The sequence below is a fragment of the Aeromonas sp. FDAARGOS 1416 genome (assembly GCF_019048085.1).
Lineage (GTDB): Bacteria > Pseudomonadota > Gammaproteobacteria > Enterobacterales > Aeromonadaceae > Aeromonas > Aeromonas veronii.
Genome location: NZ_CP077301.1, coordinates 3,074,251 through 3,099,037 on the forward strand (window position 1 = coordinate 3,074,251; position 24,787 = coordinate 3,099,037).

The window sequence follows — 24,787 nt, forward strand, 5'->3', positions numbered from 1 at the left end:
CGACGGCAACCGGATGAAGGGTTGCCTCAGGGATTGCGACCGATAAAGAGGTCAGTCACGTGGCAGCTGCTTCTGGCTTCCAGTGCGTCGAGCATATAGGCCGCCGCATCTTCCGGGGTCATGAAACCGCTCGGGTCCACGTGATCCGAGTTATCCCAGAATTCGCTGCGGATCCCGCTCGGGTAGAGGTTGACCAGCCGCAGTGGCGAGCCTTTCAGCTCGGCGCGCAGTGACTCCAGAAAGCCGCGCATCCCCCATTTGGAGGCGCAGTAGAGACTCTCGTTGGCCTTGCCCACCTGCGCAGCGGAGGAGAGCACATTGGCCAGCACTCCGCCTTTCTCCCCGATAAGCCGCACCGTCTGCTGGGCCACCAGAATGGTGGAGATGAGATTGCTCTCCACCACCCGGCGGATCTGCTCGGCGGTGTAGACACCGACCGGGCCAAACTCGCCCACCCCGGCGCAGTGGATCACCATGTCGGGCTGCCCGCCCCACTCCACCGCAGCGGCGAAGGCAACGTCGACCTCTTCATGGTGCGCCAGATCGGCCGCGATGCCGATCACCGCGCTGCCGAGCAGTTGTTCCTGCTCCTGCAGTCGCTGATAACGGCGCCCCATCATGGAGACCTGATGGCCCCGCTCAACCAATCCGATGGTCAGGGCACGGCCGAGACCAGAACCGGCACCTGTCACTATGATGTGACCCATGATTGCTCCTCGCCGTCAGCTGACGGGCAGATTAGAAGGTGAATTCGCCGCCCATGAACCAGCCATCGACAGACTGGTCGATATTGGCGAAGTCGACCTTGGCTTCACGCCAGCCGGCACGCAGCTTGATCGGCATGGAAGAGAACTTGTAGGAACCACCCAGACGGTAGTCATAGTTGTCCGCATCGTGAGTGCGCAGATCGCCGAAGAAGGCGATGCCGGTGCCCGGGATCTTCACTTCGCTGCCGGCATAGGCCATCAGGGTATCTTCGTCATAACCCTTGCGACCGAAGTAGACCTGCTCACCATCGTAGTGACGACCGGTCATACCCAGATCGATCTTGAACAGATCGTTGTTGAACAGACGGTAGTAGAGGCTCAGATCGTAGGCAGTCAGATCGTTTTTGAAGTTGCCGCCGGAGGTGCTGAAATCGGAGACTTCAAACTTGGCGTTCGGCAGGAAGATGATGCCGTGTTCCAGTTGCAGATAGCCGTTCCAGTTGTAGCTGTCGTCATAGCTGCCATCAGCACTGGTGCCATAAGCCTGACCACTGCCCTTGGCGGCCCATACGTCGGCACCGGCGGCAAAACGCCAGTCGTCAGCGGCCATGGCACTCTGGCTGCACAGAGCCAGCACAAAACCGGCAATCAGCGTCTTTTTCATTACGTCACTTCCTCTTGCATACATGGAAAAGAGCACTATTTTACTCGGTGCAGCCAAAATACCCAGCGTCAATCCTGAACAAACGACGACAAATGTCAGTGCTTCATATGCTTCATCTCTGCCATCGGCTCAATCGGCTTCACCGGCAGTGACAGCTCCAGCTTCTGACCATCATCCATGGTGAGGGTGAGCGGGAAAGGAGTCTGCTCGGAGAGCGTACCCACCTCGAACAGCATGATGTGCAAGCTGCCCGGTTTCAGCACCGCTTCGCCCTTGGCCGGGATCTCGATATTCTCGACCTGACGCATCTTCATCACGCCATTTTCGTGCAGGTGAGTGTGCAGCTCGGCACGCCCGGCCGCAGCAGAAGCCGCCGCCACCAGCTTGACCGGCTGGTCGGCGTCATTCTTGAGCACCATAAAGGCGGCAGTGTTGGGGGAGCCCGGCGGCAACAGCCGCACATAGCCGTCGACAGCCTCGACCTTGGCCAGTGCAGGCGCCGTCATACCCAGAACCAGCAGAGAATAAAACGCACGTTTAAACATGGTTGAAATCCTTTTATGATGTTGTTAAACGGCGCCAAGGTTACCCCAGCAGCAACCTTTTTTGCACCTTTCAATAACAAGGATTTAGACATGGCCCCCATTCTCATTGCCGAGCAGCAGGATGGCTTGCTCACCCTGACCCTCAACCGCCCCGACAAGCGCAACGCTCTCAATACCGAGCTCTATAAGCAACTGGTGGCAGCGCTGCGAGAGGCGGCAGCCGATGAGGAGGTGCATGTCCTGTTGTTGCAGGGGCAGCAGGATTGCTTTACCGCGGGCAATGATCTGGCCGACTTTATGGGCAAGAGCTCTCTGGAGCCCGACGACCCCATCCTGCAGTTCCTCCACACCCTTGCCGACTTCCCCAAACCCGTGATCGCCGCCGTTGCAGGCCCGGCGGTGGGGATTGGCACCACCATTTTGCTGCACTGCGATCTGGTCTATCTGGGGGATAACGCCCGCTTGCAGCTCCCCTTCGTCGAGCTGGGGCTGGTGCCGGAGTTTGCCTCCAGCCTGCTGCTGCCGCGTCTGGTGGGGCACCTCAAGGCGGCGGAGCTGTTGCTGCTGGCCGAGGCGATGGATGCCGAGGAGGCGCTACGGCTCGGGCTCGCCAACAAGGTGGTGGCGGCAGATCTCTTGCTCGCCTTTGCCCGCGAGCAGGGGCTGAAGCTGGCGGCCAAGCCGCCCAGAGCGCTGCAAAAGAGCAAGGCGCTGCTGAAACAGGAGCTCAAACAGGCGGTGCACTTTGTCATCGATCTAGAGGCGCGCGCCTTCGCCCAGGCACTGCAAGGGGAAGAGGCGCAGCAGCGGATCGCCCAGAAACTCAAACGGCGGGGCTGAGCCGCGCCCACATCCGTTCAGTTGAGGCGAAAACGGCCGATCAGCTCGCAGCCCTGTACCTTGTCCTGCAGCTGGATCAGCCGGGCAATTTCCGGATTCGGGTGGCGCTTGAGAAAGGCGAGCAGGGCTCCACGACAGCAACCCAACTCGCTGATCAGTGCCTCGCACTCCCGGTTGGGGCATTGTGGCACCAGCGCCGTCACCAGCTCGGAGGCGAGCTTCAGGTAGCGCAGCTCGTAAGTCGGCTCATCCATCGCCCGCCAGAAGTCGGCCAGCCGGTGGCAGGTGGCGACTCGCATGGTGGCCAGTTCGGTCAACTCGACCTGGGTCATCTCGTAAACATCCCCCAGCGCCTGCTGATAAAAGCAGATCGCCGCCCCTAGCGAACCGGCCTGCCAGGCACGCTCCGCCTCCAGCATGTATCGTTGCCAACTTTGCGGTGTCATCTCGCTCTCCCGAGTCCGTCATGGTGGGAGTGTTATCATGGCTAATTGAGAATAAATATCAACCAGAGGGTTAGTGCAGGATCTCTGCGCAACCTTGGCAAACCCGGCGCCCGACCTTATGATCGCGCCCTTCTCCCCTTCTTTGGAGCCCCACAATGCGACCACGCCTCCCGCAGATGCTGGGCTGCTCCCTGCTCTGCGTGCCCCGCATGCTGGTCTGGATCTATTAGCTTCGCTCACGCGAACGCAACCCATCCGATCCATTCAGCAAAGGAGTACCAGCATGAACACCTGCCAACACTGGTCGCAGGTCGAATACCTGCACCTGACGGTGACCAATCCCAATATCTGCCTCAAGGGGCAGCACAGCTACTACTCGGGTGCCTGGGATGGCCCCTTCGAAGAGGTGGCGGTGCGCTACCTCCATGGCGATCCCTTCAGCCGCAGCCCGGAAACCGGCTGGGAGCCGCTCTGGCATATCGACCGGCTCCATATCGGCGACTATGTGCAAATTGCCGCCGGGGTAAAGATCATCATGGGGGGCAACCACACCCACAACACTGCCTTCATCAGCACCTATCCGTTTGCTGATCTGGAGGCGCTCAAGCGCAGCTACCGCCCCGCAGGCGATACCCGCATCGGCAACGATGTCTGGATCGGCATGGAGGCGATGATCATGCCCGGCGTCACCATCGGCGACGGCGCCATCATCGCCGCCCGCTCGCTGGTCAATCAAGATGTGCCGCCCTATGCCATGGTGGCGGGCACCCCGGCCAGGATGCTGCGAATGCGCTTTGGCGAGGAGGAGATAGCCCGGCTACAGGCCCTCGCCTGGTGGGATTGGCCGGATCAACAGGTCAACGATCTGCTACCGCTGATCCAGCAAGGTGACGTCGCCCTGCTTGAACAGGCGGCTGCCCGCTGGGCGGAGCGCCATGAGTGACCACCGCTAACCAGTAGCTGACAGCAGAAGGGCGACCCCAGGGTCGCCCTCTGTTATCTCCGGCATGCTCTGGACGCCGTCATCGCACATCCACTCACTGCGCGCTTTTGGACTGGTTGAGGCTGCACTGCTTGCCGGGATAACCGGGTAGATCCTTGGCATCGCTGCCGCAGGCGAGCCGTTTGGCCTGTTGCAGGCGGGCCGCCAGATTGGCGCTGTCCACCGGCATCCACTGCATCTGCTTGCCGAGCCAGCTGGCCCAGGCAAACTCGACGAAATAGACCTGTTTGTCCTTGCGAAAGTAGCCCGCATTCTGCAGCAGTCCGGCGAGGGTGCGATAGGGGTAATCAGGCAGCTTGTCGATGCTGGTCGGCAACTGCTCCGGGGTCAGCGGTTGCCCCTTCTCATCCTTGAGCCAGGCCCAATGGTTGTTCTGCATCTGGCTCCAGAAGTTGGCTTTGTCCTGCAGGCGGCCAATCACCTTGACCCGGGCATCCTTGACGCCCTGCTGCCACAACGCCTTGGTGAGATGGTGCCTGTCCACCAGCCAGTAGCTGCCATCCGGCGCAATCACCACGGGGATATCTTTCTTTTTCATCAACTTGTCGAGCTGCTTTGCGCTCATGCCCGCCAATGTGGCCTGGGTCTCATCGACCTGGATCTGGCCGACGCCCCCCTGAGTCGGGTGCAAGGCATCGATGCCGATCTCGCACCAATTGCCCACCGCCGTGTCGCTCTGGCACGGGGCCAACGCCCAGGCACCCTGGCTCAACACACAGGCCAGCAATAACCATGCTTTCATCGTTTGACACTCCTCACCACATTGAACTGCACAGACGCCGGGAACGCTCTTCTACCCCGATTGGGAGTGAGAGTCGAATGCTGGCGGTCAGACCAGCAAACGGGATATCATGATTTCCCATCTGTCGGCGATATTTTCTCGCCGAGTTTTCTCCCCGCTTCACACTATTTGAAGGATCCGACCCATGAAAGGATGGACCCCCTTGCTGGCCCTGCTGGGCTGTGCTGCTGTCCAGGCTGCCGATATTCCCGCCGGAACACAACTCGCCGCCGAGCAGATTGTCGTTCGCCACCTCAAGGATGAACCTGCGAGCCTGAGCCCGCTCAAGCTGGTCGGCCTGCCGGAGTTGCAGGTACTGCGGGATCTGTTCGAGGGGCTGCTGACCCAGGGGCCGGATGGCAAACCGGTTGCCGGGGTGGCGGCCAGCTGGGCAAACAAGGGCAACCAGTTCTTTACCTTCCATCTGCGCCCGGATGCGCGCTGGTCCAACGGCGATCCGGTCAAGGCAGGCGACTTCGTCTACGGCTGGCGCAAGCTGGTCGACCCGAAAGAGGCGGCCACCTTCGCCTGGTTTGCCCAACTGGCCCGTTTCGACAAGGTGGACGAGATAGTCGCTGGCAAATTGCCTGCCAGCGAGCTGGGGGTCAAGGCCCTCGATGACCACACCCTGCAGGTGACCCTCTCCCAGCCGGTGCCCTACTTCCTGAACCTGCTGAGCCACCCCAGCCTGTCGCCGCTCCATCAGGCCAGCATCGAGCAGTACGGCAACCAGTGGACCCAGCCCGGTAAACTGGTGGGCAACGGTGCCTTTGTGCTGAACAACCGGGTGGTCAACGAGAAGCTGGAGCTGACCCCCAACCCTTATTACTGGGATCGGGCCCATACCGTATTGACCAAGGTGATCTTCATGCCGATCAATCAGGAGAGCGCGGCCACCAACCGCTATCTGGCGGGCGATCTGCATATCACCGAATCCTTCCCCAAGGAGCAGTACGACAAGCTGAAGCAGCAGATCCCGAATGAGGTCTACACCCCGGATCAGCTCGGCACCTACTACTACGCCTTCAATACCCGTCAGGCACCACTGAACGATGTGCGGGTGCGCAAGGCGCTCTCCTACACCATCGACCGCGCCCTGATCGCCGACAAGGTGCTCGGTACCGGCGAGAAACCGGCTTATCACTTCACTCCGGATGTGACCGCCAGCTTCACCCCAACCGCCAACCTGCTCTCCACCAGCAGCCAGCCGGAACTGGACAGCAAGGCCAAGGCCCTGCTCAAGGAGGCCGGTTACGGCCCGGACAAGCCGCTCAAGTTGACCCTGCTCTACAACACCGCGGAAATTCACAAGAAGATGGCGCTGGCCATCGCCAGCATGTGGAAGCAGAAGCTGGGCGCCGAGGTCGAGCTGACCAATCAGGAGTGGAAAACCTATCTCGACAGCCGCCAGAGTGGTCAGTTCGAGGTGATCCGCTCCTCCTGGGTCGCAGATTACAACGACCCGTCAGCGTTCCTCGGCCTGTGGGGCTCTCGTCACAGCGGCAATATGGCAGGCTTTGCCAATGCCCGTTATGACCAGCTGCTGGCAGAGGCGGCCAGCACTCAGGATGCCGCCAGCCGCAGCAAGCTGTTTGGCGAGGCGGAAGCGATCCTGCTGGATCAGGCCCCTATAGCCCCCATCTACCAGTACACCAATGCCCGACTCATCAAGCCATGGCTCAAGGGCTACCCCATCAACAACCCGGAAGATGTGGCCTACAGCCGCCAGCTGTACCTCGTCAAACACTGACACCAGCCACAACGATACGAGGCCCCGCTGGGCCTCGCTATTGATACTGTTCACACCTCGATTTCCAGCCTAAAATGCCGCCCCTTCTGTTCAATTAATCTTCAATACCCAGTCAGACATGCGTTATTTGATACTGCTCTCGTTGTTGTGGACCCTGCCTGCGCAGGCCAACAGTGAATCCCAATGCCAGCAAGAGTTTGTCGGCTGGATGCTGCATCAGCAGCAACAGTTCAGCGATCGCAAGTCTGACAAGATGGAACGGCGCCGGGCCGAGCGGGCCATCGAGTTGGCTCGTCAGGAGTACGACAAGCAGACCAGCTTTTGCAAGACGATGGAGCTGGTGCGCAGCTACAAAGATAGCGATCCGCGCTTTAAACCGAGAAGCGGCGAAGTTCACGATTTCACACCGGCCAGCTGACCCTCACTTCATCAATTCATTGTGTTGATTAATTGACCCAAGCCAAGTTCGGGTCACTGAAGAGCCTTAGAATGATTAACTGAGAACGACAATAAAAATATATTTATCAGTTATTTGGCTTTTTCAGGAACGACACATGACCAGACTCCATCAGGAGGGGGAGATACACTTCCCCGACAACATCGCACTCATCTCGACCACGGATCCCGCCAGTCATATTACCTATGCCAACCAGCACTTCTGTGATGTGGCCGGGTATGGTGCGGCCGAAATGGAAGGGGTGCCCCACAATCTGGTGCGACACCCCGACATGCCCAAGGCGGCCTTCGCCGACATGTGGCAGCGGCTGCGACAGGGCAAAAGCTGGATGGGGCTGGTCAAGAACCGCGCCAAAAGCGGTCAGTTCTATTGGGTAAACGCTTACGTCACCCCGATCCTCAATGCGCAGAAGGAGATCGTCGAGTTCCAGTCGGTGCGCACCAAACCCGCCGCCAGCGATGTGGCCTGGGCCGAGCAGCTCTATGGCCTGCTGCGCAGCGGCAAGGCACTTCCCTGGCTAAGCCGGTTTCACCTTGAACCGGGTCAGCTGACCCTCTGGCTCTCCGTTTCTGCGCTGCTCACCACTCTTGCTACCTTTGCCACCGGCAACCTGTTATGGCTGCTGCCCACCGCCTTGTTGCTGTTGGCACAGGCAATCCACGGCTGGCGATTGCAGCAACGGCTGGCTCATCTGCTCACCCTTGCCGATCAAGACAAGGGAACCCGCCTCTGTCAGGTGCTCTACACCCGACGGCGCGATACCCTGGCGGCCGTCGAACTGGCCCTGCGGATGAAGCAGGCCGAGCTCAAGGCCGTGGTCGGGCGCAGCGCCGACACCAACCAGCAGATCCTGCAGGCAGCCGAAGATGACCGGGGCAATATCCAGACCATCGATACCCACCTGCAGCAGCAGCGCGCCCACAGCGAGCAGCTGGCGACCGCCATCACCGAACTGAGCCACTCCATTCGGGATGTGGCCCACAGTGCCCATGAGGCGAGCAATCTGGTTATAGAGGTACAGCAGGTATCCGACGAGGGGCTGCAAGCATTGGCGACCACCCGATCTGCCGTCAACCAACTCCATCAGGAGCTGGATGCCAACCACGCCGTGCTGGCCCAGCTCACCAGCGACAGCCAGAAGATCAGCGGCATTCTGGAGGTGATCAGTCAAATCGCCGACCAGACTAACCTACTCGCTCTCAATGCGGCCATCGAGGCCGCCCGGGCGGGCGAACAGGGGCGCGGTTTTGCCGTGGTGGCGGATGAAGTGAGGGCGCTGGCCCAGAAGACCCGAGCCTCGACCAGCGAGATCCACGAGATGATCCAGGCGCTGCAACAGACTACACAACAGCTGTCGGACGGGATGACACAAGGGGCACAGACTTCGGTGCGCTGCCAGCAGCACGCAGGCACCACCGCCGACGTGCTCACCCAGATCAACCGGATGCTGGGGCAGGTAACCCGCACCAGCGACGAGATCGCCCAGGCGGTGAGTCAGCAGGCCGACGTCACGGCGACGCTCGATGAAGGGGTGCACCAGATCCACCAGCTAGCCAGCCACACCGCCGACAACAGCAGGCAGGCCCTCGACGGCATCACCCTGCTGGTTGAGCGGCTGCAAGATCTCTCGCGGCTGATCAACCAGTTCAGACATTGAAGCGACAGCGATCAAAAAAGCGCGTCAACTGACGCGCTTTTTGGCTGCTCTTGCCTTGGCACAACTGGCTTATTCGGCCGCCTCGCTGGCGGCAAACTCCGGCACCTTGGCCATGGCATCCAGCACCACCTGAATATCCGCTCCCGGTTTGCAGGCATTCTCGCTCAGGTGACGGCGCCAGGCGCGGGCCCCCTGCATGTTCTGGAACAGACCCAGCATATGGCGGGTCATATGAGAGAGGTAGTTGCCCTTGGCCAGCTCCTGTTCGATATAGGGCAGCATCATCCGCACCACCTCGTGGCGGCTCGGCACAGCGTTGTTCTGACCGAACACCAGATTGTCCACCTGCGCCAGAATGTAGGGGTTCTGATAGGCTTCACGCCCCATCATCACGCCATCAACATGTTGCAGATGCTCGAGGGTCTGCTCCATGGAGGTGACACCGCCGTTGAGGGCGATGGTGAGATCCGGGTAATCCTGCTTGACCCGATAGACGCGGGGATAATCGAGGGGCGGGATCTCGCGGTTCTCCTTGGGGCTCAAGCCACTCAGCCACGCCTTGCGGGCATGGACGATAAAGGTGTCGCAACCGGCATCGCGCACCTGTTCGATGAATGCCTGCAGAAATTCGTAGGAGTCCTGATCGTCGATACCGATACGAGTCTTCACCGTCACCGGAATATCGACCACATCGCGCATCGCCTTGACGCAGTCCGCCACCAGCGCCGGCTCACCCATCAGGCAGGCACCAAAGCGACCGTTCTGCACCCGATCGGAGGGGCAGCCGACGTTGATGTTCACCTCGTCATAGCCGCGCTCCTCGGCCAGCTTGGCACATCGCGCCAGATCAGCCGGATTGCTGCCACCCAGCTGCAGGGAGATGGGGTGCTCCTGCTCGCTGTAACCCAGATAATCCCCCTTGCCGTGGATGATGGCACCGGTGGTCACCATTTCGGTATAGAGCAAGGTCTGGCGGCTCATCAGTCGATGAAAGTAACGGCAATGCCGATCAGTCCAGTCCAGCATGGGGGCGATGGAAAAACGCTGCGCCTGCATAAAAATCATCCGGGTTGGCTAAAGAAAGGGGCGGATTTTATCACAACGTGAAGCAGCCCCAGAAAATGAATTTTGTCGCCGCGCCATGCGAGGCCCTGTGATAGTATCCGGCTAATAGAAAGGGTATCTGCGCGATCATGAATCAAGACCAACTTTTACAACGAGCCGAGCGACTCTGTATACAGCGAGGGATCCGCTTCACCCCGACCCGACGTCAGGTATTTCGCCTGCTGGCGGCACACGGCAACGCCATCAGCGCCTATGATTTGTTGGCCCAGCTGCAACAAACCGAAGCCAATGCCAAGCCGCCAACCGTCTATCGGGCACTCGATTTTTTGCTCGAACAGGGCTTTGCTCACAAGGTGGAATCTCTCAACGCGTTTATCTTCTGTTGCCACTTCGATCACGCTCACCCGATGCAGTTGCTGATCTGCGACGAGTGTGGCGATGTGGTCGAGCTTCACGATGCGGCGATCGATAGCGCGTTTTCCGAGCAGGCCCACTTGCATGGTTTTACTATTACCAATAAGACGATAGAGGCACATGGCCAATGTGCCCGTTGTACGCCCACTGTAGGAAGTCATCATGAAGGCTGATTTTGTAAATCCGTTCCTGCTATCCCTGCTCAATGTGCTCTCGACCATGGCACAGCTGGAACTTAAACCGGGCAAACCGAAACGCAAGATGGATGAGCTGGCGCGCGGTGACGTCTCCGGCCTGATCGGCATGGTCGGCCCGCAGACCCGTGGCTCCCTCTCAATCAGCTTCGAGAAGGGGCTGGCGCTGGAGATCATGCGCCGCATGCTGGGGGAAGCGCCCGCCAACATCAACGAAGAGGTGACCGACATGGTCGGTGAAATCACCAACATGGTGACCGGCGGTGCCAAGCGGATGCTGGGCGAGAAGGGCTACGAGTTTGACATGGCGACCCCCATCATCGTCTCCGGTCCCAACCACACCATTACTCACCGTGCCGATGGCACCAAGATCATGATGCCGTTCGAATCGGATTTCGGTCGCGCCACTATCGAAATCTGCTTCGAGTAAGCCTATGTGGAAAGCATTGAAATGGATTTTCATCTGCTGGGCCCTGCTGTTGATACTGTCGGACATTCAGATCAGCACCTCCCTCTACAAGTACGAAGATAACCGGGTGCTCATCAACTTCCCGCGCTGGGAAGCCAAGCAGCCCTGGGGCACCTTCGAGTGGCATGCCGGACGGGTAGAAACCCACTGGTATGGTCTGGAGGGCAAACCCAAGCCGGCAGGCCCGCAAATCTGATCCGGCAGAAATAGAAGAGGCCAGCAGCAGCTGGCCTCTTTGCTATCTCGTTGTTTCTGAATCAAGCCGCTTCGGCAGCCAGCTTACCGCTTGGTCGCATCAAGATGCCGACGATGCAGGCCAACAGGGTCGGCAGCAGCCAGGCAAGCCCCTTGTCGAACAGCGGCAGGAAGGCAAAGCCGTCCATCGACATCCCGGCAGCCCCCAGCCCATCGAGGCAACCAAACAGAAAGGCGACCGTCAGCACGCCGCGAAACGCCAGCCGTGGCTGGGCAAACCATCCCTTGAGGAAGGTCACCAGCACCAGCGCGATGGCAACCGGATAGATGGCCACCAGCACCGGGATGGAGAGGCCGATCAATTCGCTCAACCCCACATTGGCCACCAGTGCGCAGAGCGCCCCCAGCAGGATCACCCAGTTGCGATAGGCCCAACCTGTCAGGCCATGGAAGTAGTCGGCACCGGCACAGAGCAGGCCGACCGCACTGGTAAAACAGGCCAGGGTGATGATGGCAGCCAGAATAAACTGACCCGGTTGACCAAACAGACTCAGGACGTAGGCATTGACGATGGCGCCGCCGTTGCTGATATCGCTCGCCACCCCACCGGCGCTGTTGCCCAGATGAAAGAGCGAGATATAGACAGCCGACAGCCCGACCGCCGAGATCAACCCCGCGATGGTCAGATATTTGAACTGGCTGCGATAATCCTCGATCCCCTTCTGGCGCAGCAACCCGATGATCAGGGCGCCAAACATCAGGGAGGCCAGGGTATCCATGGTGTTGTACCCCTCCAGCATTCCTTTGGTCAGGGCTGCATCTATGTACTCACCGCTGGCATCAGGCATGGTGCCCTGCGGCGTCATAAAGACCCCGACCGCCAGAATAAGCAGCATCGCCATCAGGGCTGGGGTCAGATACTTGCCGACCGCATCGAGCAGCTTGCCCCGATCGAGCGCTACCAGGATCACCAGCGCAAAGAAACTCAGGGTGTAGATCAGCAGCCCCTCATGACCGACATCGCCGAGCCAGGGCTTGAGCCCCATCTCGTAGGCGACCAGACCGGTGCGGGGAATGGCAAAGGCGGGTCCCATGATGATATAGATGGCGATGGCCAGCGCCGTCGCCCCCCCGGCGGGCAGATAGCGGGTCATTCCGGTCCAGCCACTCGCGCCGCCCCCCGAACTCCCCTTGGCCACCGCAATCAGGGTGATCAGCGGCAAGCCCACTGCCGTTAGCAAAAAGCCGCACATGGCGGCCAACAGATGCTCACCAGCCATAAAACCGGCCAGCGGCGGAAAAATGATATTGCCAGCCCCCAGATAGAAGGCAAACGTCATAAACCCCAATCCGAATACGTCGGACAACTTCAATGATTTCGTCAAACTCAACCTCATCTGCCTTATCAGCTTGTTATTGATTGCACCCACTGCCTGGCAGATAACCGGTAACAATACCTCTCGCCCCCACACGGCCCGCGGACCGGATGAGGCGCACCACCTTTAGCATAAAGAAGAGGAGTTCGATCTCAATCACCAATTAATATCTTGAAACAATTTACCGCTGTGGAATTAATCGCCGAACAACTCGGCGCTCCATAAACAGGTGTCACACGTGGCGTATTGGAGGCAAGAAGAGGGAAACCGGTTATAGCGGCAAGATACGACGGCTCAGATGCTATCTGCGTACGGTGACAATTACGGCAGCAAAGCGAGGCGAGAAGCTAGGCTCACAGAAAACAAAAGAGCCTGCACGGGGCAGGCTCTTGGCAATATCAGATCGGGTGTGATCAGGCAGCTTCGGCAGCCATCTCGGTCGGACGCACCATCACGCCAACTACGCAGGCCAGCAGGGTCGGCATCAGCCAGGCGAGGCCCTTGTCGAACAGCGGCAGGAAGGCAAACGCATCCATCTTCATACCGGCAGCACCCAGACCATCCAGGCAACCGAACAGGAAGGCAACCATCAACACCCCACGGAACACCAGACGGGGACGGCCGAAATAACCCTTCAGGAAGGTGACCAGTACCAGCGCCACAGCAACCGGATAGATGGCAACCAGCACCGGAATGGAGAGGCTGATCAACTGGCTCAGGCCCACGTTGGCCACCACGGCACAGATAACGCCCAGCAACACCACCAGCTTCTTGTAAGCCATGCCGGTCAGATTGTGGAAGAAATCAGAGCAGGCAGAGATCAGGCCCACGGCAGTGGTAAAGCAAGCCAGAGTGATGATAGCCGCCAGAATGAACTGACCCGGCTGACCAAACAGGCTCAGTACGTAGGCGTTGACGATGGCGCCACCGTTGCTGACATCGGTCGCAACGCCGGCTGCAGTATTACCCAGCTGGAACAGGGAGACGTACACCACGCTCAGACCAACGGCAGAGATGAGGCCGGCAATGGCCAGATACTTGAACTGGCTCTTGTAATCGTTGATGCCTTTCTGGCGCAGCAGGTCGACGATCAGGGCACCAAACATCAGGGACGCCAGGGTGTCCATGGTGTTGTAGCCTTCCAGGATCCCTTTGACGAAGGGGCTGTTCTGATAGTCACCGGACGCATCCGGCATGGAGCCTTGCGGTGCTACGAATACACCGATCGCCAGAGTCAGCAGCAGCAGCATCAGTACCGGAGTCAGGTATTTGCCGATGGCGTCCATCAGCTTGCCCTGGTTCATGGAGACCAGAATGGCCACACCAAAGAAGATCACGGTATAGACAGCCAGACCCGCTTGCCCCATGTCACCGATGAACGGCTTGAGGCCCATCTCGTAGGCAACCAGACCGGTACGGGGCGCGGCAAAGGCCGGACCTATGATGATATAGATGGCAACGGCCAGCGCAGTCGCGACACCGGCAGGCAGCAGCTTGGTCATGCCAGCCCAGCCGTTACCGGCTTTCGCCACGGCCAGAATGGTCACCAGAGGCAGGCCCACGGCAGTGACCAGGAAGCCAAACATCGCCAGGGAGAGGTGCTCACCAGCCATGTAACCGGCCAACGGCGGGAAAATGATGTTACCGGCGCCCAGATAGAAGGCGAAGGTCATAAACCCTAATCCGAGTACATCGGACAATGTGAGTGATTTCGTCAAGTTCAACCTCGTCTGTCTTGTAAATTATTGCTTGTTATAGTTTTTATCGGTCGCTGACCGGGTGTGTTCAGGGGGTATAAAAAAAGAGCCCCGCATGTTTTTTCATCGCAACCAGTGGTTTTAGCTGGTCTGGAGCGGGCGCTCGATCTGGAACCAGCATAATGGCGTGAAAAAATAGTTCAAGACAAAATTTACATCTTCAAATAGAAGGGGTTGGTCAGTTGGATATATCTGTCGGAATAGGCCCCATCAGCAGAATGGATCACAATTTCACCCCTCTCACACCTGTTTAATCCTCTGCCAAGTAGCAATAAAACACGATTTGCCTCTTTACCCTCTCTGGTGATAACAGCTGTATAACAAATGCCATGCAGATCATAATTCGCCGAAATGCATAAAATTTCATCGGCCATCGCCGTCGGCAGCACCAGCGCCACCTGCCCGTTCGGGCTCAGCAAACGATCGCAGGCCGCCAGTAATGCGGGGCTGTCGAGGGCACCGGTATGGCGGGCCAACGCCCGCGCCGGATCGCTAAATGACTGGCCTGCCACGAAATAAGGAGGGTTGGAGACGACAAGATCGTAAGGGGCGGCCTGATAATCCTGAATGGCACTCTCTATGACGGTTACCCGATCGGCCCAGGGAGAAGCAGCCGCATTCTCCCGCGCCTGACTGGCCGCATTAATATCCAGCTCGACCGCATCAAGACGGCAGTCAGATCTGCTGCGTTGGGCCAGCATCAGGGCGATCAGGCCGCTGCCGGTGCCGATATCGAGCACTCGTCGCGCCTGTTCGACCGGCGCCCAGGCACCGAGCAAAATGCCATCGGTGCCCACCTTCATGGCGCAGCGATCGTGATTGATATGGAACTGTTTGAAGGTAAATCCGCGACTACGTCCCATCTGGCCCCCGTCATCTGCAAAAATGGTGGGCGATTATAGCGGCTAAGACACACTCACCAATAGGAGCCGACGAGATAATCGCCTATAATCTGCCGTTTCCTTAATGACCGAGTATTGCCATGAGCCAGTCCTTTGATGATTTCGACCTGCACCCAGCCCTCAACCGGGCCTTGGCCGAGATGGGATTCACCCGCCCCACCACCATCCAGCAGATGGTGCTGGAGCCAGCCCTGGACGGCCGCGATATTCTGGCATCCGCACCGACCGGTACCGGCAAGACCGCCTCTTTCCTGCTGCCGGCACTCCAGCACCTGCTGGACTTCCCGCGCCGCAAGCCGGGCCCCTGCCGCATGCTGATCCTGACCCCGACCCGCGAGCTGGCGCTGCAGGTGACCGCACACGCCAAGGCGCTGGCGGCTCACACCAACCTCAGCATCGAGACCATCATCGGCGGCGTCAGCCATGAAGAGCAGTTGCCTGCTCTGACCAAGACCACCGACATCGTGGTCGCCACCCCGGGCCGTCTGCTCGAGTACATCGAGAAAGAGGAGTTCGAGAGCCACGACATCGAAGTGCTGGTGCTGGATGAAGCGGACCGCATGCTGGACATGGGCTTTATCAAGGATGTGAACCGCATCGTGGAAGAGGCGCGCTACCGCAAGCACACCATGCTCTTCTCCGCCACCCTGGAAGGGGCCGGCCTTGAGAAGTTCGCCAACGAAATCCTCAAGGATCCGGTGGAGCTGCACGCCGAGCCGCCCCGCAGCGAACGTCGCCCCATTACCCAGTGGATCCATCTGGCCGATGACGCCGCCCACAAGCTGGCGCTGCTGACCCATATCCTGAAAGATCCTGAAACTCAGAAAGCCATCATCTTCGTCAAGACCCGCGAGCGTCTGGCGGAGCTCTCCGGCCAGCTACAGGCGGCAGGTATCTCCTGCGCCTGGATCCGTGGCGAGATGGAGCAGAGCAAGCGTATCGAGTCGATCCGCAAGTTCCACGAAGGGGAAGTGCCCTTCCTGATCGCCACCGACGTCGCCGCCCGCGGCATCGACCTGCCGAACGTCAGCCATGTCATCAACTACGACATGCCCTACGGCGCCGACGTTTACGTCCACCGGATCGGTCGTACCGGCCGCGCCGGCAACCGTGGCTGCGCCATCAGCCTGGTAGAAGCCCACGACATGGCGATGGTCGCCAAGATCGAGCGCTACACCGAAGAGCGCCTCAAGCGTCGGGTGATCGACGAGCTGCGCCCGAAACACAAGGAAGCGCGGGTACCGGTGAAGAAGAAAAAGCCGGTCGACAAGAAGAAGTCCGCCAAGAAGAAAAAGAAGAAGTGATCGCCTGGCGATAAAGAGAAGGGCCATCCCGCGGGATGGCCCTTCTGCATTCTGTCTATCTGGCCAATCGGAGCTGTATTGCTCCGGGCTCGCCACCGCCGTTGCAGGGCTATTTGCAGCCAGAACGGCTCACTATAAATTTAATTTATGGGTTTTAGCTAAATGCCCTAACCAAAACTTATAGTGAACCTCATCCGATCATCAGGGCATCAATTTGCCCGTCAGACCCCCTGTCGGGCCATCGCCCGATCCGGGCAATGAATCACGCGAATGCTGCCGGCCTGTCAGGCCACCGTCTTGCGCATGCCGATATGGGGGATATCGTCCTCGACATATCCCTCTCCCTCGGCCACAAAACCGTGCTGACCGTAGAAGCCTTGCAGATGGGCCTGCGCCCCCAGCCAGATGCTGTGGGTCGGCCAGCGCGCCTCGCACGCTTTGACCGCCTCGCCGATCAGCTGGTGACCGAGACCACCGCCGCGCGCCTTGGGTGAGGTCACCACCCGGCCGATGGCGGCGCCACTCTCGTCGCCGATACCGGGCGCCATGATCCGCGCATAGGCGGCCAGCAGATCGCCCTGATAGCCGAGCAGGTGCCAGACCCCTTCGCGGCGATCGAGCCCATCCAGATCCTGAAAGGGGCAGGTCTGCTCCACCACGAACACCTCGGCCCGCAGCGCCAGCAACTCATACAACTCGTCAGTGGTCAGTTCAGACCAGGGTTTCAGGATCCAGTTCATCGGCAACTCCTTATCAGTTCGGCCTGCCAGCATAATCGTGGCGCCAGCACCCTGCATTAACCTTTGTTAAGTTCTTTCAGTCGCTTGCGAATGCGGCTCAGGCTGATGGGAGTAATGCCGAGATAGGCGGCAATCTGGTGGTCGGGCACTCTGGCATCGAGTGCGGGAAAGCTGTCGAGAAAATGCTGATAGCGCGCCTGCGGGCTGCCGGTCAGCAGCAACTGCTCCTTCTCCTCCTTGATGCGCAGCTGCACCTCCAGCAGGTGCTGGTACCAGCGCGGCCAGCCGGGCAACTGGCGCAAGTCGGCCAGAGTGAACAGCTGCAGACGGCAGGGCTCCAGCGCCTCCACACTGTAGCGGGCCGGCTCGCCACTGAGCAGGTGGTGGAAGTCGAGAAACTCGTCCCCCTCCCAGTAGAACTCCTTGATGTACTCGCGGCCATCCTCCAGCACCAGCTTGGCCCGCAGCAACCCCTGCTCCACCCTGACCAGCAGATCCGGGCTGTCGCCGGCGTGCCAGAGGCAGCTTTTCGGGCTGAGGGCCAGCGGGCGGGCAAAAGAGAGGAGGCGCGCGGCCTCCTCTTTATCTGCGACCTGCGCCCAATCGAAGGGGGGTCTGTCAGTCAGCATGATTAACCGCGACGCTGACGCACGGCTTCAAACAGACAGACGCCGGTCGCCACCGAGACGTTGAGGCTGGATACCGCCCCCGCCATCGGGATGCTCACCAGCTCGTCGCAGTGCTCGCGGGTCAGACGGCGCATGCCTTTGCCTTCGGCGCCCATCACCAGCGCCATCGGGCCGGTCAGCTTGGCCTGATAGAGGTCGTGATCGGCCTCGCCGGCGGTGCCGACGATCCAGACGCCGCGCTCCTGCAGCTCGCGCAGGGTGCGGGCCAGGTTGGTGACCTGAATGAGCGGCACCACTTCGGCGGCGCCACAGGCAACCTTGCGCACGATCGGGGTGAGACCCGTGGCCTTGTCGCGCGGCACGATCACCGCATGCACCCCGGCGGCATCGGCGCTGCGCAGGCAGGCGCCGAGGTTGTGCGGATCGGTCACGCCATCCAGCACCAGCAGGAAGGGCTGGCTCTGTTGTGCCGCCAGCTCGTCCAGCAGGCTGGCCAGATCGTGCTCGGCGAGCTTGGGCGCCTCTTTCACCCGGGCCATGATGCCCTGGTGATTGTTGCCTTCCGCTTTGTCATCAAGGGTCTTGCGGTTCACACTCTGCACGCGCAAGCCGAGGGATTCCAGCTCGGCCAGCAGGGGTTGCAGCCGGTCGTCATCCCGCCCCTTGAGGGCCCACACTTCGATGAAGCGCTCGGGAGTGCGCTCCAGCAGCGCGGATACAGCGTGAATGCCGTAGATCAGTTCAGTACTCATTTAGTGCTCTTGGCCTTATCGCGAGCTTTTTTGCCCGGTCGTCTGTTGCTGGGTTTGGCGCGGCCACCCTTGGCGGGTTTGCCGCTCTCCTTGCCATCTTTCTCTTTGCGCTTTTCGTGGCGCTCGGCACTCTTGGCCTTCTCCTTCTTGATCTCGGCCATCTTGCGAACCGCCTGCTTGGCGTTCTTGCCGGTGATCTTGAGGGGCTCTTCCACCATCACGAAGTCGATCTTGCGATCGTCCAGATTGACGCCCATCACCTTGACCCGCACCTTGTCGCCCAGACGGTAGCGGCGGCGGAAGTTCTCGCCGATCAGCTGCTGATGCAGCGGGTCGAACTGGTAGTAGTCGTTGGTGAGGGTGCTGACGTGCACCAGACCGTCGATGTGGATCTCGGCCAGACGCACGAAGAAGCCAAAGCCGGTGACGCTGGCGATAACGCCGTCGAACTCGTCACCCACGTGATCCAGCATGTACTCGCACTTGAGCCAGTCGGCCACATCGCGAGTGGCATCGTCGGCACGACGCTCGGTCATGGAGCAGTGCTCGCCCATCGGATCCACTTCTTCCAGCTGGTAGTGGTAACCACCGCTCGGGGTCCACTTGTGGCGCAGGTTGGCCTGCTGCTCCTTGGCGGTCTGATACTTGATGGCGCGGTGCAGGATGAGGTCGGGGTAACGACGGATCGGCGAGGTGAAGTGCGCGTAGGACTTCAGGGCCAGACCGAAGTGACCGATGTTGTCAGCCTGATAGATGGCCTGACGCATGGAGCGCAGCAGCATGGTGGAGAGCAGCTCCGCATCCGGGCGCCCTTCAAACTTGGCAGCCAGCTCGGCGAAATCCTTCGGCTCGGGCTCGAGACCTCCCTTGAGCTCCAGACCCAGTTCGGCCAGGAAGTCACGGAAACCGGTCAGACGCTCTTCGCCCGGACGGTCGTGCACCCGGAACAGGGCGGCGGCTTCGTTCTTCTCGATATAACGGGCGGCAGCCACGTTCGCCTGGATCATGCACTCTTCGATGATCTTGTGGGCGTCGTTGCGCACCAGCGGCACGATGCGGTCGATCTTGCGCTGGGCATTGAAGATGAAGCGGGTCTCCTCGCTCTCGAACTCCACCGCGCCGCGCTGATGACGAGCCTGTTTGAGCGCCTTGTAGAGGTTGTTGAGCTCCTCAATATGGCCCACCAGCGGGTCATACTGCTGACGCAGCTTGGGATCCCCGTCGAGGATCGCCGCCACCTTGGTGTAGGTGAGACGGGCGTGAGAGTTCATTACCGCTTCGTAGAACTTGTAGCCGGACATGCGGCCAGAGGCGGAGATGGTCATCTCGCACACCATGCAGAGGCGGTCAACCTGCGGGTTCAGGGAACAGAGACCGTTGGAGAGTACCTCCGGCAGCATGGGCACCACGAACTCGGGGAAGTAGACCGAGTTGCCGCGCTGATAGGCTTCGGTGTCGAGGGCTGTGCCCGGCTTCACGTAGGCGGAGACGTCAGCAATCGCAACCCACAGGCGCCAGCCGCCGCCACGCTTGGCTTCACAGAATACGGCGTCATCGAAGTCGCGGGCATCTTCCCCGTCGATGGTGACCAGCGGCAGGGCGCGCAGGTCGATACGACCCTCTTTCGCCTTCTCCGGCACCTGCTCGCCGAGACCGGCGACCTCTTTGGTCACCTCTTCCGGCCAGGTGTGCGGAATGCCGTGGGTACGCAGGGCGATTTCGATCTCCATGCCGGGCGCCATGTTCTCACCCAGCACCTCCAGCACGGTACCGACCGCGTTGAAGCGGGCAGTGGCGCGCTGGTTGATGCGCACAACCACGACCTGACTCTGGCGAGCCCCCTTGTTCTCCCCTTCCGGGATGATGATGTCCTGGCCGATGCGGCTGTCGTCAGGCACCACGAAACCGACGCCGTTCTCGACGAAGTAACGGCCGACGATATCCGCCTCGCGGGATTTGAGCAGACGCACCAGACGCGCCTCCTGGCGCCCCTTGCGGTCGATTTCGGTCGGCTGCACCAGCGCATAGTCGCCGTGCATCAGACGCTGCATTTCACGGTTGTTGAGGAACAGATCCGGGCCACCACCTTCCGGACGCAGAAAACCGAAGCCATCCTTGTGGCCGATTACATAACCTTTGACCAGATTCAGGCGATCCGGCAGGGCATAACATTGGTTGCGAGTGAATACCAGTTGTCCATCACGCTCCATGGCGCGCAGACGACGACGCAAGGCTTCCAACGGCTCTTCATCTTTCAGCTTGAGGACCTTGGCCAACTCTTCACGGGACATGGGCTTTTCATGGCCCTTGATGAGTTCCAGGATCAACTCGCGACTGGCGATGGGGTTATCGTATTTTTCGGCCTCGCGTTCGAGGAAAGGATCTTTTTGAGACATAAGCAGGCCTTAGGGTAGGTGGTAACGGTGCCATTATATCGGAGGGGGGGGCGAATGGCATCCATCGGCTGCCTTTTGGCCAATCTCTCTGTCATACTATCTTCAGTTCGCCGGCATGATGAGACACAGAACTCATGAGTAAGGACACATTTGCCCAATCCGCCGCCTATCTCAAACAGGCGGTCCCTTTGATGATCAAGTACCAGATCCCCACGACGCCGGACAATTACCACCTGTGGTACAACTATGTCTCGGCCAGCATGCCCGAGCTCAATCAGGCGATTGATCAGGCAGTCAAAATGCAGGGAACCTGCTCGCTCACCACCTGCGAGCGACTCTATCACCAGTATCTGGCCGCTCAGGACGAAAAGCAGATGGAGGCGATGAAACTGAGCCTCGCCGCCATGGCCAACGAGCTCGGCCACTCCATGCAGGACGCCATCTCCGATACCGGCATGTTTCAGGAGATGCTCGACAAGAGTTTTGACAAGCTCAGCCGCATTGATGACGAGGGCTTCAGCCTGGAAGACACCATGGGGATCCTGCGAGAGCTGGTGCGCGAATCGCGGGATGTGCGCATGTCCACCATGCACTTTCGCAACCAGCTCAGCAATGCGGAGAAAGAGATCAAAGAGCTGCGGGCGGCGCTCAACGAGACGCGCAAGCTGGCCAACGAGGATGCCCTCACCAACCTGCTCAACCGCCGCGCCTTCGATCTGGAGCTGGAGGGGTTGATCCGCAGCCAGCACCCCTTCTCGCTGATCCTCGCCGATATCGATCGCTTCAAGAACTTCAACGACGAATATGGGCACCTGCTCGGCGATCAGGTGCTGCGCGCCTTCAGCAAACGGCTGCGCGATGCCTGCAAGGAGGGGGTCACCGCCTATCGGCTGGGTGGGGAGGAGTTCGCCATGCTGGTCCCCCATCGCTCGCTGGCGCTGGCCAGACAGATGGCGGAGAGCATGCGCCGCGCCATCGAGCGGATGTCGATTCTGGATCGCAAATCGGGCCGCCGCATCGACCACATCACAGCCTCGTTTGGCGTGGGTGAGTTCAACGGTCAGGAGAGTGCAGACTGTCTGGTCGAACGTACCGACAAGCTGCTCTACAAGGCCAAGGAGCTGGGGCGCAACCGGGTGATGCCGCTCCCTTCCTGATTTAGTACTCTGCCCGACCGCAATGCCAATGTAAAAAGCCAGTCAGATCAACTGACTGGCTTTTTGGTCTCTCTTGCTCCGACAGGGGCTGTTCATTCCAGCCCCATTGGAAACCTGCTCAGTGTGAAGGATTACTCCTGCACCTCGCTGACACCTTCGACTTTCACATCAACACGGCGATCCGGAGCAAGGCAGACGATCAGCTCACGCTTGGACTTGCTGACGCAGCTGTCGCCGGTAACCGGTGAGGATTTACCACGCCCTTCCACATTGATCTTGGCGGCCGGGATCCCTTTACCAACCAGATAGTTGGCAACGGTCTGGGCACGCTGTTCGGAGAGCTTCTGGTTGTAGGCATCGGAACCGATACGGTCGGTGTGACCAATTACGGTTGCCACGCCATCTTTGGGTCGTGCTTCTTCAATCTGGCTATAGAGGCTATCCAGTGCCTGACTGGCCTCTGGCTTGAGAGTCGCCTTGTTGAAGTCAAACAGCACATCGGAGCTCAGGGTGAACTGCTTCTCAACCATCACAGGTGCAGGAGCAGGTTCCGGAGCCGGAGCGGGCGCCACAGGGGCAACCTGACCAAAACGATAGACTGCGCCCACAGAGAGCAGGCCATTGTCCATACGCAACCCGGTATTGTCTCGACTGCCGTAGGGGGTAGTGTATTGATATTCAAGACGGGCAGCCCAGTCACGATTGAAGGCATACTCTGCACCCAGCGCGCTGACAAAGTTGAATCGGCCATCCCCCCCTTTCAGGTCACTGTTAGCGGCCGCATAACCACCGCCGATACGTCCATACAGGTCGAGGCTATCAGTTACAGGGAAGCCCAGCTTCAATGATAAATGAATAAGTTGGGCCTGAACTTCATCTTGAAACGCTGCGCCCGTGGCTGAGCGGGCATCATATTTGTACTTACCCAGATAATCGTAGCCATATTCGATGCCCAGGTTCTTGTTAAGCTGATAGCCGGCAAATACACCAGCCCCAAGAGCATCATTGGTCTCATTGCCGAGGGTAAAGCTGTTGCTTTCATCAATGCCGTAGAAGTTGGACCAACCCAGTTTGGCACCGCCATACCAGGTATTGTCTTGACCGGCAGCCTGGGCATTGGCCGCCAGAAAGCCGGTAACCAGCAAGGTAATCAATGATTTTTTCATGTTTGAGCCTCTGCAACTTTATGTAGGAGGAGGTTGATTGATATCACCTCGTCTTATAGGTGCAACCACCCAAAAGCGATCGCAGCATATCAACGTTAGCCTATTTTCAAGTCACTGATATCAATTAACAAAAAACACTCTAACGCAACCACGTTACAAAAACAGCAACAAACGTTTGTTATTTGAACTGAATGTGACGCAAAAAGACGCACAGATGAGGGCTGAAAGGGAAAAAAGGCCAGCAACATGCTGGCCCGAAGCGATATCAGTGACGAACAAACTCGTAGTGCTGATCGATAAAGTCAGCAACACGCTGGCTCAGTACCTTGTGCACCGTCTTGGTCGGATGCACCTGATCCCAGAACATATGCTCATCGCAGTTGAGAGTCGCTGCTCGCCCTTTTGCCTGCCCGCTCACCACCGCCTGCGCCAGGATCGGGTTACTGGCAATAGCCACTCTTTCGGAGACACTCAAAGCCGGGGTCGCAGCCACCTCGGCGGCGCTGCCGGAGAACGGCTTCCACATATAGCCACCACCGTAGCAGGCGTGCTCAGTGTCACTCAGACCAAACTGCTGGGGATCGCGCATCATCTCATCAAACTGCTTGTCCACTTCGAACAGCTTCACGATGCCAAGGGGAGCCAGCTCGCGAGTGAGGTTCTGCAACTTCTGGTTGTGGTAGCTGGCCACATGGCGCACCTTCTCCACCACCTTCATGCTGCGGGCTGACGGGGTCTGCCCCAGATCAGGAATGTTGAACAGCAGGATCTGCTGCGCGCCGTTGAGCACCAACCGGTTGGATGCCAGCCGGATGGTATCGATCACCCGATCCGCATCCCGCTCGGTGTTCCAGCCATAGGCCAGATAGTCGTTGGCACCGACCCAGATCACCACCAGATCATCGGGGCGGAACTTGTCCTTTTTCAGGAACTGATCGATCTCGTAATCGAGATTATTGATCACCTGATATTTGGGATCCCAGGACCAGAAACCGAGCCAGCCGTTCAGGGCGCCCAGATGGTTATAGGCCACCGCGGTTGCACCGCCTTCCGCCTCGTTGGCCACGACCAGACCGGGGAAACGCTCGTCACCCAACTGCTCCAGCCACACCGGGCCGTTGCTGAAGCGCCCGTTGAAGTAAGGTGGGCTGGAGGGGAGATACCCCCGCATCTTTTTGTACATCTTGCCGGTGTCGGAGAGGCTGTCACCAAACATCACAACCCGGGAAAAAGGTTGGCGTCCCTCTGCCGCTTGCGCGGTCAATGCCATTAACCCCAATAAACAAACAAGCCATTTTTTCATATTGTTATGCTCTTCGATTAAGCAGGTTAGACCTGCGGACTTCCCCTCGAATGGCGGCAAGCACGGGAAGAGTCTGCTGCCACTGACTTCTGGTGAAGGCGACAGATTACAGTTCCAG

The 24,787-nt window shown here is 59.3% G+C and carries 25 protein-coding genes; 10 read left to right on the forward strand and 15 right to left on the reverse strand.

All coding sequences use genetic code 11. The features are described 5' to 3' along the window. Positions 1–26 precede the first annotated feature (26 nt). From I6L46_RS13745 to I6L46_RS13755, 3 genes are all read right to left on the reverse strand, one after another. Entirely contained in the window at positions 27–707 is a 681-nt protein-coding gene (locus I6L46_RS13745) for an SDR family oxidoreductase (RefSeq protein ID WP_042052437.1), read from the reverse strand. A gap of 31 nt (positions 708–738) precedes the next feature. Then, positions 739–1,371 carry a TIGR04219 family outer membrane beta-barrel protein gene (locus tag I6L46_RS13750; RefSeq protein WP_005354809.1) on the reverse strand — a complete coding sequence of 211 codons (633 nt, stop codon included), beginning with the start codon at positions 1,369–1,371 and terminating at the stop codon, positions 739–741. A 95-nt stretch (positions 1,372–1,466) separates the two neighbouring features. Beyond that, positions 1,467–1,916, reverse strand: coding sequence for a copper chaperone PCu(A)C (locus tag I6L46_RS13755; RefSeq protein WP_058059691.1), 450 nt, complete (start codon positions 1,914–1,916; stop codon positions 1,467–1,469). A 90-nt stretch (positions 1,917–2,006) separates the two neighbouring features. On the opposite strand from I6L46_RS13755, the gene I6L46_RS13760 reads away from it, so the two are divergent. Then, positions 2,007–2,756, forward strand: coding sequence for an enoyl-CoA hydratase-related protein (locus I6L46_RS13760; RefSeq protein WP_216975976.1), 750 nt, complete (start codon positions 2,007–2,009; stop codon positions 2,754–2,756). Positions 2,757–2,773: 17 nt separating this feature from the next. On the opposite strand, the gene I6L46_RS13765 is transcribed toward I6L46_RS13760, so the two are convergent. Then, complete coding sequence (locus I6L46_RS13765) at positions 2,774–3,202, reverse strand: DUF2753 family protein (RefSeq protein WP_005335785.1); 429 nt, start codon at positions 3,200–3,202, stop codon at positions 2,774–2,776. Between the two features lie 283 nt (positions 3,203–3,485). Here I6L46_RS13765 and I6L46_RS13770 point away from each other — a divergent pair, with 283 nt between their 5' ends. After that, positions 3,486–4,145: a CatB-related O-acetyltransferase gene (locus tag I6L46_RS13770; RefSeq protein WP_216975978.1), complete on the forward strand. Its 660-nt coding sequence runs from the start codon at positions 3,486–3,488 to the stop codon at positions 4,143–4,145. A 94-nt stretch (positions 4,146–4,239) separates the two neighbouring features. Here I6L46_RS13770 and I6L46_RS13775 read toward each other — a convergent pair whose 3' ends face one another. Next, a complete protein-coding gene (locus tag I6L46_RS13775) occupies positions 4,240–4,947 on the reverse strand; it encodes a ParB-like protein (RefSeq protein WP_203118420.1) in 708 nt (235 codons plus the stop codon). 184 nt (positions 4,948–5,131) lie between these two features. Between I6L46_RS13775 and I6L46_RS13780 the strand changes: the two genes are divergently transcribed. The 3 genes from I6L46_RS13780 (at position 5,132) to I6L46_RS13790 (ending at position 8,850) form a co-directional block, all read left to right on the forward strand. Then, positions 5,132–6,736, forward strand: coding sequence for an ABC transporter substrate-binding protein (locus I6L46_RS13780; RefSeq protein ID WP_216975980.1), 1,605 nt, complete (start codon positions 5,132–5,134; stop codon positions 6,734–6,736). A 118-nt stretch (positions 6,737–6,854) separates the two neighbouring features. After that, the gene (locus I6L46_RS13785; RefSeq protein WP_005335795.1) at positions 6,855–7,154 is read left to right on the forward strand and encodes a hypothetical protein; all 300 of its coding nucleotides are present in this window, start codon (positions 6,855–6,857) and stop codon (positions 7,152–7,154) included. Between the two features lie 136 nt (positions 7,155–7,290). Then, positions 7,291–8,850 (forward strand): PAS domain-containing methyl-accepting chemotaxis protein, encoded by a 1,560-nt coding sequence (locus tag I6L46_RS13790; RefSeq protein ID WP_216975982.1) that lies wholly within the window; start codon positions 7,291–7,293, stop codon positions 8,848–8,850. Between the two features lie 69 nt (positions 8,851–8,919). Here the strand turns inward: I6L46_RS13790 and dusA are convergent, their stop codons facing one another. Continuing rightward, positions 8,920–9,906: a tRNA dihydrouridine(20/20a) synthase DusA gene (gene dusA / locus I6L46_RS13795; protein ID WP_204385036.1), complete on the reverse strand. Its 987-nt coding sequence runs from the start codon at positions 9,904–9,906 to the stop codon at positions 8,920–8,922. Between the two features lie 137 nt (positions 9,907–10,043). On the opposite strand from dusA, the gene zur reads away from it, so the two are divergent. The 3 genes from zur to I6L46_RS13810 are packed head-to-tail and all read left to right on the forward strand — an operon-like array spanning position 10,044 to position 11,188. Continuing rightward, complete coding sequence (gene zur, locus I6L46_RS13800; protein WP_074042686.1) at positions 10,044–10,502, forward strand: zinc uptake transcriptional repressor Zur; 459 nt, start codon at positions 10,044–10,046, stop codon at positions 10,500–10,502. Continuing rightward, positions 10,492–10,953 (forward strand): chemotaxis protein CheX, encoded by a 462-nt coding sequence (locus I6L46_RS13805; protein ID WP_005335807.1) that lies wholly within the window; start codon positions 10,492–10,494, stop codon positions 10,951–10,953. Before zur ends, I6L46_RS13805 begins: the two co-directional genes overlap by 11 nt. Positions 10,954–10,957: 4 nt before the next feature. Next, positions 10,958–11,188, forward strand: coding sequence for a hypothetical protein (locus tag I6L46_RS13810; RefSeq protein ID WP_151287431.1), 231 nt, complete (start codon positions 10,958–10,960; stop codon positions 11,186–11,188). A gap of 61 nt (positions 11,189–11,249) precedes the next feature. Here the strand turns inward: I6L46_RS13810 and brnQ (I6L46_RS13815) are convergent, their stop codons facing one another. From brnQ (I6L46_RS13815) to I6L46_RS13825, 3 genes are all read right to left on the reverse strand, one after another. After that, positions 11,250–12,527, reverse strand: coding sequence for a branched-chain amino acid transport system II carrier protein (gene brnQ, locus I6L46_RS13815; RefSeq protein WP_254203163.1), 1,278 nt, complete (start codon positions 12,525–12,527; stop codon positions 11,250–11,252). Positions 12,528–12,976: 449 nt separating this feature from the next. Next, complete coding sequence (gene brnQ, locus I6L46_RS13820) at positions 12,977–14,281, reverse strand: branched-chain amino acid transport system II carrier protein (protein WP_202005785.1); 1,305 nt, start codon at positions 14,279–14,281, stop codon at positions 12,977–12,979. A gap of 191 nt (positions 14,282–14,472) precedes the next feature. Further along, on the reverse strand, positions 14,473–15,183 hold the full coding sequence (locus tag I6L46_RS13825; protein ID WP_139402735.1) for a tRNA1(Val) (adenine(37)-N6)-methyltransferase: 711 nt from the start codon (positions 15,181–15,183) through the stop codon (positions 14,473–14,475). Between the two features lie 119 nt (positions 15,184–15,302). Here I6L46_RS13825 and srmB point away from each other — a divergent pair, with 119 nt between their 5' ends. After that, the gene (gene srmB, locus I6L46_RS13830) at positions 15,303–16,526 is read left to right on the forward strand and encodes an ATP-dependent RNA helicase SrmB (RefSeq protein WP_005335816.1); all 1,224 of its coding nucleotides are present in this window, start codon (positions 15,303–15,305) and stop codon (positions 16,524–16,526) included. Positions 16,527–16,810: 284 nt separating this feature from the next. Here the strand turns inward: srmB and I6L46_RS13835 are convergent, their stop codons facing one another. The 4 genes from I6L46_RS13835 to rnr are packed head-to-tail and all read right to left on the reverse strand — an operon-like array spanning position 16,811 to position 21,043. Further along, entirely contained in the window at positions 16,811–17,266 is a 456-nt protein-coding gene (locus tag I6L46_RS13835) for a GNAT family N-acetyltransferase (RefSeq protein ID WP_043849689.1), read from the reverse strand. Between the two features lie 56 nt (positions 17,267–17,322). Continuing rightward, positions 17,323–17,895, reverse strand: coding sequence for a Crp/Fnr family transcriptional regulator (locus I6L46_RS13840; RefSeq protein WP_216975984.1), 573 nt, complete (start codon positions 17,893–17,895; stop codon positions 17,323–17,325). Positions 17,896–17,897: 2 nt separating this feature from the next. Further along, on the reverse strand, positions 17,898–18,647 hold the full coding sequence (gene rlmB, locus I6L46_RS13845) for a 23S rRNA (guanosine(2251)-2'-O)-methyltransferase RlmB (protein WP_216975985.1): 750 nt from the start codon (positions 18,645–18,647) through the stop codon (positions 17,898–17,900). Continuing rightward, entirely contained in the window at positions 18,644–21,043 is a 2,400-nt protein-coding gene (gene rnr, locus I6L46_RS13850; protein WP_216975986.1) for a ribonuclease R, read from the reverse strand. The genes rlmB and rnr overlap by 4 nt, the downstream gene beginning before the upstream one ends. Positions 21,044–21,177: 134 nt before the next feature. On the opposite strand from rnr, the gene I6L46_RS13855 reads away from it, so the two are divergent. Then, positions 21,178–22,200: a GGDEF domain-containing protein gene (locus tag I6L46_RS13855; protein ID WP_019445736.1), complete on the forward strand. Its 1,023-nt coding sequence runs from the start codon at positions 21,178–21,180 to the stop codon at positions 22,198–22,200. Positions 22,201–22,331: 131 nt separating this feature from the next. Here I6L46_RS13855 and ompA read toward each other — a convergent pair whose 3' ends face one another. Beyond that, positions 22,332–23,366 carry a porin OmpA gene (gene ompA, locus I6L46_RS13860; RefSeq protein WP_216975987.1) on the reverse strand — a complete coding sequence of 345 codons (1,035 nt, stop codon included), beginning with the start codon at positions 23,364–23,366 and terminating at the stop codon, positions 22,332–22,334. A gap of 265 nt (positions 23,367–23,631) precedes the next feature. After that, the gene (locus I6L46_RS13865; protein WP_216975988.1) at positions 23,632–24,669 is read right to left on the reverse strand and encodes an SGNH/GDSL hydrolase family protein; all 1,038 of its coding nucleotides are present in this window, start codon (positions 24,667–24,669) and stop codon (positions 23,632–23,634) included. Positions 24,670–24,787: the final 118 nt, after the last annotated feature.

What these genes read in the sequence shown, in the direction of transcription:
- I6L46_RS13790 (WP_216975982.1), top strand. Translation starts at nt 7,291, where the DNA reads ATGACCAGACTCCATCAGGAGGGGGAGATACACTTCCCCGACAACATC.
- I6L46_RS13855 (WP_019445736.1), top strand. Translation starts at nt 21,178, where the DNA reads ATGAGTAAGGACACATTTGCCCAATCCGCCGCCTATCTCAAACAGGCG.
- I6L46_RS13745 (WP_042052437.1), bottom strand. Translation starts at nt 707, where the DNA reads ATGGGTCACATCATAGTGACAGGTGCCGGTTCTGGTCTCGGCCGTGCC.
- rlmB (WP_216975985.1), bottom strand. Translation starts at nt 18,647, where the DNA reads ATGAGTACTGAACTGATCTACGGCATTCACGCTGTATCCGCGCTGCTG.
- I6L46_RS13760 (WP_216975976.1), top strand. Translation starts at nt 2,007, where the DNA reads ATGGCCCCCATTCTCATTGCCGAGCAGCAGGATGGCTTGCTCACCCTG.
- I6L46_RS13780 (WP_216975980.1), top strand. Translation starts at nt 5,132, where the DNA reads ATGAAAGGATGGACCCCCTTGCTGGCCCTGCTGGGCTGTGCTGCTGTC.
- I6L46_RS13770 (WP_216975978.1), top strand. Translation starts at nt 3,486, where the DNA reads ATGAACACCTGCCAACACTGGTCGCAGGTCGAATACCTGCACCTGACG.
- brnQ (WP_254203163.1), bottom strand. Translation starts at nt 12,527, where the DNA reads ATGACGTTTGCCTTCTATCTGGGGGCTGGCAATATCATTTTTCCGCCG.
- I6L46_RS13840 (WP_216975984.1), bottom strand. Translation starts at nt 17,895, where the DNA reads ATGCTGACTGACAGACCCCCCTTCGATTGGGCGCAGGTCGCAGATAAA.
- I6L46_RS13750 (WP_005354809.1), bottom strand. Translation starts at nt 1,371, where the DNA reads ATGAAAAAGACGCTGATTGCCGGTTTTGTGCTGGCTCTGTGCAGCCAG.
- I6L46_RS13835 (WP_043849689.1), bottom strand. Translation starts at nt 17,266, where the DNA reads ATGAACTGGATCCTGAAACCCTGGTCTGAACTGACCACTGACGAGTTG.
- dusA (WP_204385036.1), bottom strand. Translation starts at nt 9,906, where the DNA reads ATGCAGGCGCAGCGTTTTTCCATCGCCCCCATGCTGGACTGGACTGAT.
- I6L46_RS13785 (WP_005335795.1), top strand. Translation starts at nt 6,855, where the DNA reads ATGCGTTATTTGATACTGCTCTCGTTGTTGTGGACCCTGCCTGCGCAG.
- I6L46_RS13865 (WP_216975988.1), bottom strand. Translation starts at nt 24,669, where the DNA reads ATGAAAAAATGGCTTGTTTGTTTATTGGGGTTAATGGCATTGACCGCG.
- I6L46_RS13805 (WP_005335807.1), top strand. Translation starts at nt 10,492, where the DNA reads ATGAAGGCTGATTTTGTAAATCCGTTCCTGCTATCCCTGCTCAATGTG.
- I6L46_RS13765 (WP_005335785.1), bottom strand. Translation starts at nt 3,202, where the DNA reads ATGACACCGCAAAGTTGGCAACGATACATGCTGGAGGCGGAGCGTGCC.
- I6L46_RS13825 (WP_139402735.1), bottom strand. Translation starts at nt 15,183, where the DNA reads ATGGGACGTAGTCGCGGATTTACCTTCAAACAGTTCCATATCAATCAC.
- I6L46_RS13775 (WP_203118420.1), bottom strand. Translation starts at nt 4,947, where the DNA reads ATGAAAGCATGGTTATTGCTGGCCTGTGTGTTGAGCCAGGGTGCCTGG.
- ompA (WP_216975987.1), bottom strand. Translation starts at nt 23,366, where the DNA reads ATGAAAAAATCATTGATTACCTTGCTGGTTACCGGCTTTCTGGCGGCC.
- zur (WP_074042686.1), top strand. Translation starts at nt 10,044, where the DNA reads ATGAATCAAGACCAACTTTTACAACGAGCCGAGCGACTCTGTATACAG.
- srmB (WP_005335816.1), top strand. Translation starts at nt 15,303, where the DNA reads ATGAGCCAGTCCTTTGATGATTTCGACCTGCACCCAGCCCTCAACCGG.
- rnr (WP_216975986.1), bottom strand. Translation starts at nt 21,043, where the DNA reads ATGTCTCAAAAAGATCCTTTCCTCGAACGCGAGGCCGAAAAATACGAT.
- I6L46_RS13810 (WP_151287431.1), top strand. Translation starts at nt 10,958, where the DNA reads ATGTGGAAAGCATTGAAATGGATTTTCATCTGCTGGGCCCTGCTGTTG.
- I6L46_RS13755 (WP_058059691.1), bottom strand. Translation starts at nt 1,916, where the DNA reads ATGTTTAAACGTGCGTTTTATTCTCTGCTGGTTCTGGGTATGACGGCG.